Below are 13852 nucleotides of genomic sequence, written 5' to 3'. Positions count from 1 at the left end.
CAAAGCTACTATTAAGTAGTAGTTGATTGCTGAGGTGAGAGTTTTTATTTTAAAAAATAGATTAAGTAAGAGAAAAAATGTGTAAGAAGGGATTTGACAAGATGAGAAGTGACATGATTAAAAAAGGTTTTGATAAAGCTCCGCACCGTAGTTTATTAAAAGCAACTGGTTTGAAAGATGAGGATTTTGATAAACCGTTTATTGCGATTTGTAATTCTTTTATTGAAATTATTCCAGGGCATAAGCACTTGAACGAGTTTGGGAAACTTGTAAAAGAAGCCGTTCGTGCAGCAGGTATGGTGCCATTCGAATTCAATACAATTGGAGTAGATGATGGTATTGCGATGGGCCATATCGGTATGCGTTATTCGCTTCCGAGTCGTGAAATTATTGCAGATTCAGTAGAAACGGTTGTAAATGCACACTGGTTTGACGGAATGATTTGTATTCCAAACTGTGACAAAATTACACCAGGTATGATGATGGCTGCACTTCGCATAAACATCCCAACTGTTTTTGTTTCAGGTGGACCGATGGCAGCTGGGAAAACATCTAAAGGGGAAGTTGTCGATTTAAGTTCTGTTTTTGAAGGGGTAGGAGCCTACCAATCTGGGAAAATTTCAGAAGAAGAATTAAAGGATATTGAAGATCATGGCTGTCCATCTTGTGGTTCTTGTTCCGGTATGTTTACAGCGAACTCTATGAACTGTTTATGTGAAGTGTTAGGTTTGGCTCTTCCTGGTAACGGGAGTATTTTAGCGATTGATCCGAGACGTGAGGAGTTAATTAAACAAGCAGCAGAAAAATTAAAAATTTTAATTGAAAGAGATATTAAACCACGCGACATTGTAACAGAAGAAGCAATTGATGATGCGTTTGCACTTGATATGGCGATGGGTGGATCAACGAATACAGTACTACACACGTTAGCACTCGCACAAGAGGCGGGATTAGATTACGATATGAACCGCATTGATGCAGTTTCAAGGCGTGTACCGCATTTATGTAAAGTAAGTCCCGCTTCTAATTGGCATATGGAAGATATCGATCGAGCAGGCGGGATTAGTGCAATTTTGAAAGAGATGAGCCGAAAAGAAGGGGTACTTCACCTTGATCGTATAACTGCTACTGGGCAAACGTTACGAGAAAATATCGCTCATGCAGAGATTCAAGATAAGGAAGTGATTCATTCTCTCGAAAATCCTCATAGTGAAGAAGGGGGATTACGTATATTAAAAGGAAACCTTGCGAAAGACGGAGCGGTTATTAAAAGCGGAGCAACCGAAGTAAAACGATTTGAAGGACCTTGCGTTATTTTTAATTCACAAGATGAGGCGCTTGCCGGCATTATGCTTGGGAAAGTTAAGAAAGGAGACGTAGTTGTCATTCGCTATGAGGGGCCAAGAGGCGGACCTGGTATGCCGGAAATGTTAGCACCAACATCAGCAATTGCTGGTATGGGATTAGGAGCAGATGTTGCGCTTTTAACTGATGGTCGCTTCTCTGGTGCTTCACGTGGTATTTCAGTAGGGCACATTTCACCAGAAGCAGCTGCTGGCGGAACGATTGCACTTCTTGAACAAGGAGATATTGTATGTATTGATGTTGAGGAACGCTTGTTAGAAGTGAGAGTTAGCGATGAGGAATTAGATAAACGTAAAAAAGGATGGAAACGACCAGAACCAAAAGTAAAAACGGGGTGGCTTGGACGTTATGCACAAATGGTAACATCGGCGAATACAGGTGCAGTTCTGAAAATCCCGAATTTTGATTGAGCCAATATAAAAAGAGATAAGGATGATATAAAATGGTGCAAAATGTAAAGGAGAGAGTGAAAATTGAAGATATCTTAATGGCCCATAATTGCATGAAAGATATCGTTATTAAAACACCGTTACAACGAGATTCAGTTTTATCTGAGAAATATGAATGTGACGTATATGTTAAGCGAGAAGATTTACAAGTTATTCGTTCTTTCAAAATTCGTGGTGCGTATAATTTAATTCAAAGTTTACCGAAAGAAAAGTTACAAAATGGTGTTGTTTGTGCAAGTGCTGGTAATCATGCGCAAGGAGTTGCTTATACGTGTAATTTATTGAAGATTCCGTCAAAAATTTTCATGCCGACAACGACACCTAAGCAAAAAGTATCACAAGTTGAATTTTTCGGTGGTGATTTCGCAGACATTGTATTAGTTGGTGATACATTTGATAGTTCTTTCCAAGAGGCGCAGCGCTATTGTGTGGAAAATAGGATGACATTTGTACATCCATTTGATGATCCGTATGTCGTTGCTGGTCAAGGAACAGTCGCTGTTGAAATTATGCATGATATGGAGAAACCAGTTGATTATATATTTACAGCAATTGGCGGTGGTGGATTAGCATCTGGTATTGGTACATATGTAAAGGGGGTTAGTCCTACTACAAAGGTAATCGGTGTAGAACCGATGGGAGCTGCATCTATGAAAGAAGCCTTTCTTCAAAATGAAAATGTTGCATTAGATAAAATTGATAGTTTTGTTGATGGTGCAGCAGTTAAGAAGGTAGGAAAGTTAACATTTGAAACATGTAAAGATGTAATTGATGACATTGTTTTAGTACCGGAGGGAAAGGTTTGTACAACCATTTTAGAATTGTATAAGAAAAATGCGATTGTAGCTGAACCAGCTGGAGCGCTTTCGATTGCGGCACTTGATCTATACAGAGATGAAATAAGGGGAAAAACAGTTGTATGTACGTTAAGTGGTGGGAATAATGATATTGATAGAATGCAAGAAATGAAAGAACGATCTCTTATTTATGAAGGGTTAAAGCATTACTTCATCATTGAATTTCCGCAACGTTCAGGGGCACTGCGAGAGTTTCTTGATAAAGGATTAGGACCGGAAGATGATATTACTCGCTTTGAGTATATTAAGAAACATAATAAAGAAAATGGTCCAGCTTTAGTAGGGGTAGAATTAAAACATAGGGAAGACTATGAAGCTTTGATTACTCGTTTTCAAGAAAATAACATTCAATTTGTGGAGCTTAATAAAAACCCTGTGTTGTTTGATTTACTTATTTAATAAAAGAAAAGAGTGAACATACAATTCTACTTGAAATAAAAAAAGATAGATACAAGTGGAGGGGAATCCTGCTTGTTCTATCTTTTTTATTCTTTGAAAGTTAAACGAAATACATTCCATATTTAAGAAGGATAAAGCTAGTTAACCAAAAAAGTATTGCAATACGAATGATTATGTACATTGTAAATTCAAAGGGAGTAAGTTTTCTCTCTCGCTTTATTTTTCTTAGAAGCCTAACAGAAAAAACGGAACATAAAAGCAGAACTGCTATAGATATTTCATACACGTTTTCTAACAGACTTATATTTTCTAATAAGCTTTTCAGCATATACATCACCTATTCCGTAATGTATGTTACAGAGAAATAAATCTTGCACTGTTTAGTTGCGTTTGTTAATTATTTTCCCAGTATCATCAATTTCTACATCAGTTGAAACCGTTTGTAAATATTGTAGTGCTTTTTTCTTTTCTTCTTCATTTACAGGAGAAACTTGGTTGTTGCGAATGATGTAAGGATTGAATGACATTTGGACATCCTTTCCTTTAAAGGTTAAGGTCAATACGCCTGTTTCGGCACTCTTTCCATTTACATAATTCGGGAATAAAAAGTTTCCTAACGAGTATGCGATAGGAACTTTATTGTAATACTCAAATCCTTGTAACCAATGGGGGTGACTTCCAACGATTGCATCAGCACCCGCTTCTACCATTTTCGGAACATATTGTTTCTGGTATTCTATTGGGCGATTTGATTTTTCGACGCCCCAATGCATATAGACGATTACATAATCAGCATCTTTCTTTTGCTCTTGAATTGTTTTTGTTACAAGATCTAGATCATATCCGTTTGCAACGCCAGGTTTATTGTCACCAGCTACCCAATTAAAGTTAGGCATAAAGCGTACAAAGGAAAGAAATTTAAACTTTTTTCCTTTTACAGTTAGTTCACGAGCGGTATAGGCATCTTCAGCATTTTTTCCGGCTCCAGTGTAAGGTAGTTTTAATTTTTCGACGTGAGAAATGGTGTCTAGTAGTCCATCTTGTCCATAATCAAGCGTATGGTTATTGCCAATATTGACAATATCGTATCCAGTATTTTTTATTGCTTGTAGTGTGGATGGATCACTTTTAATCCAAAATTGTTGCCCAGGTACTTTTTTTTCTCTCGTTGTAAATGCTGATTCTAAATTAACAAAAGAAATATCAGCTTTTGTTATTTCTTCTTTTACATGTTGGAATGGATAATCAGCCCCATTCTTTTCGATTACGGGACGTAATTGCCAATCAAACATCGTATCACCAGAGAAGGTGAGTGTAATTTCAGGGTCTTCGATTTTCTTTTCGGTCGTTGAATTTGCTTTGTTTGATGTGTTTTGTACATCTGGTTTATTTTTTGCTTTTGAAATGTAAGTGTAATTGATTAATAACACAATTGGTGTAATGAAAAAGGCTATTAAAATAAGTCGTTTTAATAAAGTTTTCATAGCTACCGTCCCTTTTGGTTTTATCCCGCAATCGTGAACTTCCACAATGATGCTAACAATGAATATAGTAAAAATAAGTTATAGCTAGATTCATTGATACAAAAAAAGCGGGTTATTAATAGTGAAAATCATTTGTTAATATTCATAATATTAAGTTAACATATAGATAACCTTTAAATCAATGTGTAATCCAGAATGTAGTAATAAAGAACTCAGAGGGTGGAGAATGTAAATGGTTATATTAGGAGCAGTTGTAAATGGGGTTTGTATTATAGTTGGTACTCTACTTGGTAAATTATTTAGTAATATTCCAGAAAGTATGAAAGGGACGATTATGCATGCAATTGGTTTAACGGTTGCTGTACTTGGACTTCAAATGGCATTGAAGAGTGAAAATTTTCTCGTTGTGATTTTAAGTTTAGTTATTGGTGCGGTAATTGGAGAATGGCTACAATTAGAAGAAAGATTAAAACATTTAGGAGAATGGCTAGAAAATAAAGTTGGATCGAAAGGTAAAGGAAGTATATCAGAAGGTTTTGTAACGGCTACTCTAATTTTTGCAATTGGAGCGATGGGGATACTTGGCGCATTAGACAGTGGTATTAGAGGGAATCACGATGTTTTATTCACAAAAGCGATTATTGATGGATTCATTTCTATTATATTAACGACAACTCTTGGAATTGGAGTGGTATTTTCAGCGATTCCAGTTATTTTATATGAAGGTGCCATTGCAATTTTTGCAACACAAATCAATAGTTTTGTACCAGAGAAATTAATGAATGAATTTATAGTTGAAATGACAGCAACTGGTGGTATTATGATTTTTGCAATTGGATTAAACTTACTTGGATTCATTAAAATTAAAGTAGCAAATTTACTTCCAGGAATATTGGTAGTTGGAATAATTGTTTCTATTATATATGGTTACGGTTTGATATTTAGTTTTTAGGGGGAAGGGATATAGATGGAGGAGTTCCAATTTACAAAACGTGCATATAAAATATTGGAGATTGCAACGCGAGAGGCTGAGTGTAATAAAGGAATTATTCATCCAGGTCATCTATTTATAGGAGCTTGTAAGGAAGGTACTGGAGTTTGCGCGGAGTTACATATGTATTTATTTCACACGGTGGGTATGGATTTTTTAGCAAAAATATCGTTACTCCAACAATATTATGCAAATGAAATAGAATACATAAATGTTGGGGAGTTTAAAGTTTCAAATAAGACGATAGAAGTTTTAAAAGTAGCGAAAAAACGGATGGAACGTTTTCAGCAAGTATTAATAAATGAAGGACATGTTTTATATGCGATTTTTCAAGGGGATACAGTTATTGAAAAGGTTTTAAGTAAAAGTGTGCAAAAAGATGTATTGCAAATTACATCTGAGCCAAGAGACTTAACCGTTGCTTTAAAAAGATTTAATCCTATTTATAATAATTTAAGCTGTAATATTAGAAGAGCGATCTTTTCTGATTTTGAAAAGTTAGCACGTTTTGTTAAGGATGAATTTGGTGAGCGTTGGTTAAAATCTTTAGATTATGGATTTCGGACATATAAAGAAAAGTTACCTATTTTTATTGCTGAGGAAGGAGGAGAAATTATTGGTTTCGCTTGTTACGATGTTGTGAGAGGAAAGAAAGGGTTGTTTGGCCCGATGGGTACAGCGAAACATAATCGTGTGAACGGTGTTGGGAAGACGTTATTGAATTATTGTTTATATAACATGAAGAAAAGCGAATATGAGTATGCAATTATAGGACAAGCAGGTCCGATTGAGTTTTATGAGAGTTGTTGTAATGCACGATTAATACCTATAGGAGATAATTAACCCTATCCCTTTGCTAAGAATGCAAAGGGATAGGGTTTTATTATGTATAAAGCAAATTACTAAACTTTTTCTAGAAAACGGTGTAGAATGGGTATCGAATGAAAGAAGGTGTGAAAATGGCCAGCTGGAAACGAAATTTAATGATTTGTTGGCTAGGTTGTTTTACCACTGCAGCCGGTATGAGTTTAGTAATTCCTTTTTTATCTTTTTATATTGAGGAATTAGGGGTGACCGGCACTTCTAGTATTGCACAGTGGTCGGGACTTGCATTTGGTGTAACATTTTTAATGGGTGCGATCGTATCACCAATATGGGGCAAGCTTGGTGATATACATGGACGGAAATTGATGCTTATACGTGCTAGCCTTGGTATGGCGATAATTATGACGCTTATGGGGTTTGTGACAGACGTGTATCAACTAGTCGCACTTCGGTTTTTAATGGGAGCGGTATCTGGTTTCCTTTCTACAGCGATGACATTTATTGCTGCAGAAACTCCGCAAGAACATTCAGGTTGGGCAATTTCTACAATCTCAACTGGAGGCGTGAGCGGTTCGTTACTTGGGCCAATACTCGGAGGTTATTTGTCAGAGTTAATCGGAATGCGCCATGTTTTTCTAGTTACAGGAGCTTTCTTATTCCTTTCTTTTCTTATCGTCTTTTTCTTCTTACATGAGGAGAATCATTCTGCTAAAGCAAAAAAGGCACAGCCGAAAAAAGTATGGACGATGGTCCCGGCAAAACATTTAATAATAAGTTTATTTGTAGCAACGTTTATCATTCAGCTTGCAAATATGTCAATTCAACCTATTATTACGTTGTACGTAAAACATTTGGCAGGACCAGGAACAGATCATATTGAAATGATTGCAGGTGCAGTCATGTCTGCGACAGGATTAGCAGTTATTTTAGCAGCTCCTAAGCTAGGAAGATTATCAGATCATATTGGACCTCAAAAAACGTTAGTTGTAGCGTTGTTTGCTGCAGGAATTATTTTTATCCCGCAAGCATTTGTAACCTCAGCTTGGCAACTATTAATTCTTCGCTTTTTATTAGGTATTGCACAAGCAGGACTATTACCTTCCGTACAAACTCTACTAAAACAACATACGCCAACCCATGTAACGGGACGAATATTTGGATATAATCAATCGTTTCAGTTTTTAGGAAATATGATTGGGCCAGTACTTGGTGGACAAATTGCAGCTCATGCGGGATTCCAATATGTTTTCTTCTCTACATCATCATTATTATTTATTGCATGTATTTGGGTCTATTTTCATAGTAAGAACGCAGAGGTATCAGAGAAACAACATTTGGAAGTTAGTTAATTAGGTGAATGAATAGTAAAAAGGATGAAGCAATATTTGCTTCATCCTTTTTTATTAAAATTGAAGGCAAAGATAACTTAGCGTACCAAGCTCGTAGCTACGGTGAATGACTTTCCCTGTCTGTTCACCACTACCCATTGCGATAAATAAAGGAACAAAATGCTCTGCTCGTGGTACTGCTAATTGTGCATGAGGCGCATTTTTCTCCCAATTAAACAATGCATCTTTATCATTGGTCTGCATATGTTTAATAATCCAATCATCAAATTCAATTGCCCATTTTTCAGGTGTAGTTTGATTCCATTTCAAAGCTCGTAAGTTATGAACAGTAACTCCGCTACCGATTACTAAAATATCTTCTTGTCCAAGTCCTTTTAGTGCCTCTCCAATTTCAAATTGTTCTTTTGCAGGAAGGAATGGATTTACTGATATTTGTACGACAGGAATATTTGCTTCTGGGTACATACGGTGCAGGAGTGTCCATGAACCATGATCTAAGCCTCTCGTTGTATTTGTATGGACTGGAATGCCTTTGTTTTTAAATTTTGTTTCTAGCATAGACGCAATGCTAGAAGAGCCTTTCGCACGATATTTGATCTCGTATAAATCAGGAGGAAAACCTCCAAAGTCATAAATTGTTTCATATTCTTCATCTGATGAGGAAATCGTTAATACTTCACTTTCCCAGTGAGCGGTAAAAATAACAATTGCTTTCGGTTTATATGTTTCTCCAAGTGTTTTTAAAAAACGTGTATAATCTGTATCTTGAATAGCAAGCATGGGTGAACCATGTGCTAAAAATAATGATGGCATCATAATAGAAACCTCCTAAAAACATAATGATTACTTTATGTAAGTAACTATATAATTTTATTTATTATTCGTCAACATAATAGTTTGAGAGCTAATCGAAAAAGTGCGGTATTTGTCATAATGAAAGCTATTGCATATAATACATAATAAGAATAATGAATGCATATTCATTATTTTAGAGATACATAATAGATTTGGGGGCTGTCGGAATGAGCATACAGGAAAATTTCGTTACGGCATTAGATAAATCGGAAATTTATTTGCGTAAATGGTTACCAGAAGGAAATCCGCGGGGAATTGTTCAAATTGCACATGGTATGACAGAACATGCAGGTGTTTATACAGAATTTATTGATGCTTTATTAGAAGCAGGATATGGTGTTTATGCTCATGATCATAAAGGGCATGGGAAAACAGTGAAAAGAGAAGAAGACTATGGTCATTTTGAACCAAATGTAGGTTGGAATCAGGCTGTGTCTGATGTTATCTTTGTTTCGGAAATGATAAAAGAAGAGCAGACAGGTCCATTGTTTTTACTTGGACATAGTATGGGCTCTTTTTTATCTAGACGAGCTGTACAACTTAGAGGCGAATTATATGATGGATTTCTTATTTCAGGAACTGGTGGAAATCCAGGGCTTTTAGGAAGTATTGGTCATAAAGTAGCGACAATTGAGATGAAACTACGCGGGCCCAAAACGAAAAGTCCGATGCTGAACTTTTTATCTTTCGGAAACTTCAACTCACACTTTAAGCCAAATCGTACGAAATTTGATTGGTTATCTTCAGATATTCATCAAGTTGATAAGTATATTGCGGACCCGTTATGTGGATTTATTTGTACGACTAGTTTTTACCGAGAATTGTTTCATGGAGTTCTAGAAGTAAATAAAATAGAAGAATATAAGAAGACACCAAAAAATCTTCCAATACATATATTCTCTGGCGATCGTGATCCTGTTGGGGATATGGGGAAAGGTGTAAATGAAGTATATGAAAACTATAAAAAATGTGGTGTAAAAGATGTAACACTGCGTTTATATAAAAATGGTAGACATGAAATGTTCCATGAAGTGAATAGAGAAGATGTATTTCAAGATGTGATGTCATGGTTAGATGAGCATATTGTATAAGAAAAAACCTCACTTCATGCTGAAGTGAGGTTTTTTGAAAAATTGGAGGATTGATTATGAGTGAATTTGTAAATGAAGAATATGTAGAAATAGATTTTCAGGATGTTTGGATAAAAGAAGAGGAATTGAAAAATTGCACCTTCATAAAATGCCGTTTTAGAGGAATAGATGCATCAGAAGTTTTTACTCAAAATTGTAATTTCATAGAATGTGATTTTACGGGTACTCTTTTTAATGCTTCTATCCATCAAGGAACTACGTTTGCTAATTGTAGGTTTTTTGGTGCGAATTTATTTGTATCTAAGTTTGAAGAATGTAAAATGACTGGTTCTGATTTCGAAGAGGCGAATTTAGACGGAATAACAATTATATCAGGCGATTGGTCATATACGAATTTAAGGTTTGCGAACTTAAGTAAACAAATGTTAAAGGGTATTCGTTTAATTGAAGCTGACCTATGTGAATGTAATTTAGAAAAAGCAGATTTACGTGAAGCGGATTTAACAGGTGCACAATTAGGCAAGGTAAAACTTAGCGGCGCAGATTTAAGAGGAGCTGTAGTTGATAGAGTTGATTTTAAAGCTTTTGATTTAAAAAACGTAAAATTAGATATAGCGCAGGCGGTTGCAGTTGCGAGGTGTTATGGTGCGAAGGTGAATTAAATCAGTTGTGACACGGTTCAATATATTGAACCGTGTTACAACTATTAATAATTTTAATAGTTATTCTCTATATAAGAAGCTATGTCATTAGCAAGAGTCGATGTTAATAGTGTAGATACATTACTTAAAATGATGATTGTAGCCTCTTTGTCAATTAACCGTAAATAAGAGGATGTAAAGCCGTTAATGCCGCCGTGATGGAATACAAGTTTACTATTTTCGCCTGCCATAGCGATGTTCCAGCCGTAACCATATCCATAAGATCCTGCAGTAAACATGCGAGACGTCATACTATTTGAAAGCAAACGATTTTCTTTTATCGCTTGATCAAATATATATAAATCTTCGGCTGTAGAAAATAATCCACCAGCTGAATACGAGTTTGACATATGAATAAATGATGTGTTCTGTAAATCATGAATTGGATGTAACTCATACCCAGTTGCTTTATGTTTTTGAATGGTGTGATTCAGATCAACGTCTGTGTTCATCATAGAGAGTGGATATAAAATCTTCTTTTTAAGAAATTCTTCATAAGAAATCCCACTTATAACTTCAATGATGTGTCCTAATATAATATAACTTGAATTCGAATAATTGAATTTTTCACCAGGGCTAGATTCAAAGGGACATGTAATAATCCATTGTATTAATTCATCCGGTGTTCGAGGCTGGTAAGATTGTATTAAAAAGTTGTGTTGAGCAGTAATATTCCCAACACCAGCAGTATGACTTAATAGATGCTCAATCATAATTTGATTTCCTTTTGGGAAAGTTGGAATGAATTGATCCAATGTATCATGTAGCTGTAATTTTTTCTCTTCCACAAGCATTAAAATAGCAACTGCAGTGAAGATTTTAGTTATTGATCCGATACGAAACTTTGTTGTAGCTGTATTAGGTATGTCCCAATCGTAATTAGCTTTTCCAAATGACTGTTTATAAAGAGTTTGTTCTTTATGGGCTACTAAAATTATACCATTGAATTTTTCGGTATTTTTATATAATAATGAATTGATATATGAGTTTAGCAAATTTCAGGCACTCCTTCAAATTTTGGAATATTAGTTACCTGAAATGTAATCCAACGGCATAAGCAATTCCCCCTAAATGAAATGTTTTTTGGAATACTTTTCTATATTATAATGCAAGTTATAAAAGAAGCAAGTGGATTTCTAATCTATGAAAATTAAAGGTTTTTTGAATTACTTTCCGAATCACTTTAGTAGTTTACATATCGAAGGTAAGGAGAAAGAATCATGAAGGTAAGAGAAGCAGTAGTAAGTGAAGCGAATGAACTAAGTCAACTGGCACTACATTCAAAAGCTACTTGGGGTTATAGTGAAGAATTTATTTTAGCCTGTAAGGAAGAATTAACGATCTCAGAGGATTACATAAAAAATAATTTTGTATATGTTTTAGAAAATGATGATGCGAAGATTGGATTTTTCTCATTTTTACATAATGAAAATGCTCTCGATTTCCTATACATTTATCCTGGTTATAAAGGAAAAGGATACGGGAAAATACTTTGGAGGTTTGTAGTAGAGCAAGTAAATGAACTAGGATTGAAAAGTTTTACGTTTGATAGTGATCCAAATGCGAAAGGATTTTACGTGAAAATGGGGGCAAAACTAATCGGTGAGACACCATCAACGGTTTTTAAAAATCGCCTTTTACCTCTTTTACAATATGATGTGTAAAACTACCAATGGCAGGGGAAGCTGAGAATGGATAATAAAAAGATAAAACCAATATATGAAGCGTTAATAAAATCTTGGTCAATAGAAACAAGTTCTAAGTGGACGAGCGAAAGCCCAGCAAAGGGACAATGTGGTGTAACGGCCCTTATTGTTCAAGAATTATGCGGGGGAGAGATAAAAAAGACGAAAGTAGGAGAAGTGTGGCATTTTTACAATACAGTAGATGGGAAAAGGCATGATTGTACTTGGACTCAATTTCATGAAAAATTAAACTATATGGACGTGAAGTCGAGCCGTGAAGAAGCATTTGCAGATACAAATGACAAACAATATGACATTTTGAAGGAAAAGATAATGAAAGAATTAAAATTATCTTTTGACTCTTAATCTTTAATAAGTTACTATAATGGTGGTAACTTATTAAAGGGAACTTCATAGAGTTGAAAGGGGAAATACTTTTGAAAACAACTTATGTAAACGCTACAATTGTAACGATGAATGAACAAAATGAAGTGATAGAAAATGGATATATCATTGTAGAAAATGATCAAATTATAGATGTAAATAGCGGAGAATTCGCTAACGATTTTGAAGTGGATGAAGTAATTGACATGAAAGGCAAGTGGCTTTTACCTGGGCTTGTAAATACACATACACATGTTGTTATGAGTCTTTTGAGAGGTATTGGCGATGATATGTTATTACAGCCATGGCTTGAGACGAGAATTTGGCCACTTGAAAGTCAATTTACTCCAGATCTAGCAGTTGCTAGTACTGAATTAGGGTTGCTTGAAATGGTGAAAAGTGGTACAACATCATTCTCTGATATGTTTAATCCAATTGGAGTAGATCAAGATGCGATTATGGAAACGGTATCAAGGAGTGGAATGCGAGCTGCTGTTTCAAGAACTTTATTTAGCTTCGGAACAAAAGAAGATGAAAAGAAAGCGATTGAAGAAGCCGAGAAATATGTGAAGCGTTATTATAACGAAAGTGGTATGTTAACTACGATGGTTGCACCGCATAGTCCATATACATGTTCCACAGAATTATTAGAAGAGTGCGCACGTATTGCAGTAGAAAATCAAACTATGGTTCATATTCATCTTTCTGAAACAGATCGTGAAGTACGTGATATTGAAGCGCAGTACGGAAAACGTCCAGTAGAATATGCGGCAAGTTGCGGATTGTTTAAACGCCCAACAGTTATTGCGCACGGTGTAGTATTAAATGAAAATGAGCGTACTTTCTTGGCAGAGCATGATGTTCGGGTAGCTCATAATCCGAATAGTAATTTAAAACTAGGTTCTGGTATAGCAAATGTAAAAGCGATGCTAGAAGCAGGAATGAAAGTAGGGATTGCAACAGATAGTGTTGCATCTAACAACAATTTAGATATGTTTGAAGAAATGCGCATTGCAGCTTTATTACAAAAAGGTATTCACCTAGATGCAACAGCATTACCAGTTGAAACAGCTCTTTCACTTGCGACAAAAGGAGCTGCGGAAGTAATTGGCATGAAACAAACGGGATCACTTGAGGTTGGAAAGTGCGCTGATTTTATTACGATTGATCCATCTAATAAGCCGCATTTACAACCAGCGGATGAAGTGTTATCACATCTTGTATATGCTGCTAGTGGAAAAGATATAAGCGATGTAATTATTAACGGAAAACGTGTTGTTTGGAATGGTGAATGTAAAACATTAGATGAAGAGCGTATTATATTTGAAGCAGGTCGTTATAAACGAGGTTTACAAAGATAGATAATTGAAAAAGCTATCCTTTTTTAAAAGGATAGCTTTTTTTTCTTGAACGAATA

General features: G+C 35.4%; 14 protein-coding genes. 10 read left to right on the top strand and 4 right to left on the bottom strand.

Annotated features, from left to right (window positions below; translation table 11 throughout):
- The first annotated feature begins 101 nt into the window (after positions 1-101).
- Both ilvD and ilvA read left to right on the top strand, forming a co-directional pair.
- Complete coding sequence (gene ilvD, locus QCI75_RS17825) at positions 102-1775, top strand: dihydroxy-acid dehydratase (RefSeq protein ID WP_144508578.1); 1674 nt, start codon at positions 102-104, stop codon at positions 1773-1775.
- Between the two features lie 32 nt (positions 1776-1807).
- Positions 1808-3070, top strand: a complete 1263-nt coding sequence (ilvA, locus tag QCI75_RS17820; RefSeq protein WP_144508579.1) for a threonine ammonia-lyase IlvA — start codon at positions 1808-1810, stop codon at positions 3068-3070.
- Between the two features lie 100 nt (positions 3071-3170).
- On the opposite strand, the gene QCI75_RS17815 is transcribed toward ilvA, so the two are convergent.
- Both QCI75_RS17815 and QCI75_RS17810 read right to left on the bottom strand, forming a co-directional pair.
- Positions 3171-3398: a hypothetical protein gene (locus tag QCI75_RS17815; RefSeq protein WP_353760929.1), complete on the bottom strand. Its 228-nt coding sequence runs from the start codon at positions 3396-3398 to the stop codon at positions 3171-3173.
- 52 nt (positions 3399-3450) lie between these two features.
- On the bottom strand, positions 3451-4554 hold the full coding sequence (locus QCI75_RS17810; protein WP_353760928.1) for a CapA family protein: 1104 nt from the start codon (positions 4552-4554) through the stop codon (positions 3451-3453).
- 232 nt (positions 4555-4786) lie between these two features.
- Between QCI75_RS17810 and QCI75_RS17805 the strand changes: the two genes are divergently transcribed.
- The 3 genes from QCI75_RS17805 to QCI75_RS17795 all read left to right on the top strand — a co-directional run bounded on the left by QCI75_RS17805 (position 4787) and on the right by QCI75_RS17795 (position 7719).
- Positions 4787-5506, top strand: coding sequence for a DUF554 domain-containing protein (locus QCI75_RS17805; protein WP_144506233.1), 720 nt, complete (start codon positions 4787-4789; stop codon positions 5504-5506).
- A gap of 15 nt (positions 5507-5521) precedes the next feature.
- Complete coding sequence (locus QCI75_RS17800) at positions 5522-6388, top strand: GNAT family N-acetyltransferase (protein ID WP_144506234.1); 867 nt, start codon at positions 5522-5524, stop codon at positions 6386-6388.
- A 116-nt stretch (positions 6389-6504) separates the two neighbouring features.
- Positions 6505-7719 carry a multidrug efflux MFS transporter gene (locus QCI75_RS17795; RefSeq protein WP_097831516.1) on the top strand — a complete coding sequence of 405 codons (1215 nt, stop codon included), beginning with the start codon at positions 6505-6507 and terminating at the stop codon, positions 7717-7719.
- A 54-nt stretch (positions 7720-7773) separates the two neighbouring features.
- Here QCI75_RS17795 and QCI75_RS17790 read toward each other — a convergent pair whose 3' ends face one another.
- A complete protein-coding gene (locus QCI75_RS17790; protein ID WP_144506235.1) occupies positions 7774-8535 on the bottom strand; it encodes a DODA-type extradiol aromatic ring-opening family dioxygenase in 762 nt (253 codons plus the stop codon).
- 206 nt (positions 8536-8741) lie between these two features.
- Here QCI75_RS17790 and QCI75_RS17785 point away from each other — a divergent pair, with 206 nt between their 5' ends.
- Together QCI75_RS17785 and QCI75_RS17780 are read left to right on the top strand one after the other, a co-directional pair.
- Complete coding sequence (locus QCI75_RS17785; protein WP_144506236.1) at positions 8742-9665, top strand: alpha/beta fold hydrolase; 924 nt, start codon at positions 8742-8744, stop codon at positions 9663-9665.
- A gap of 56 nt (positions 9666-9721) precedes the next feature.
- On the top strand, positions 9722-10327 hold the full coding sequence (locus tag QCI75_RS17780; protein WP_353760927.1) for a pentapeptide repeat-containing protein: 606 nt from the start codon (positions 9722-9724) through the stop codon (positions 10325-10327).
- Positions 10328-10380: 53 nt separating this feature from the next.
- On the opposite strand, the gene QCI75_RS17775 is transcribed toward QCI75_RS17780, so the two are convergent.
- Positions 10381-11361 carry a serine hydrolase domain-containing protein gene (locus QCI75_RS17775; protein ID WP_144506238.1) on the bottom strand — a complete coding sequence of 327 codons (981 nt, stop codon included), beginning with the start codon at positions 11359-11361 and terminating at the stop codon, positions 10381-10383.
- 225 nt (positions 11362-11586) lie between these two features.
- Between QCI75_RS17775 and QCI75_RS17770 the strand changes: the two genes are divergently transcribed.
- From QCI75_RS17770 to QCI75_RS17760, 3 genes are read left to right on the top strand one after another with little or no spacing between them, the layout of a single operon-like run.
- Positions 11587-12030, top strand: a complete 444-nt coding sequence (locus tag QCI75_RS17770; RefSeq protein WP_353760926.1) for a GNAT family N-acetyltransferase — start codon at positions 11587-11589, stop codon at positions 12028-12030.
- A 27-nt stretch (positions 12031-12057) separates the two neighbouring features.
- The gene (locus QCI75_RS17765) at positions 12058-12417 is read left to right on the top strand and encodes a YunG family protein (RefSeq protein WP_144506240.1); all 360 of its coding nucleotides are present in this window, start codon (positions 12058-12060) and stop codon (positions 12415-12417) included.
- A 53-nt stretch (positions 12418-12470) separates the two neighbouring features.
- A complete protein-coding gene (locus tag QCI75_RS17760; protein WP_353760925.1) occupies positions 12471-13796 on the top strand; it encodes a bifunctional S-methyl-5'-thioadenosine deaminase/S-adenosylhomocysteine deaminase in 1326 nt (441 codons plus the stop codon).
- The last annotated feature ends 56 nt before the right edge of the window (positions 13797-13852 follow it).

Source organism: Bacillus cereus group sp. RP43 (assembly GCF_040459645.1).
GTDB classification, from domain to species: Bacteria; Bacillota; Bacilli; order Bacillales; family Bacillaceae_G; genus Bacillus_A; species Bacillus_A mycoides_C.
The sequence above is the reverse complement of the archived record's forward strand: the minus strand, read 5'-3'. Positions and strand labels throughout refer to the sequence as shown.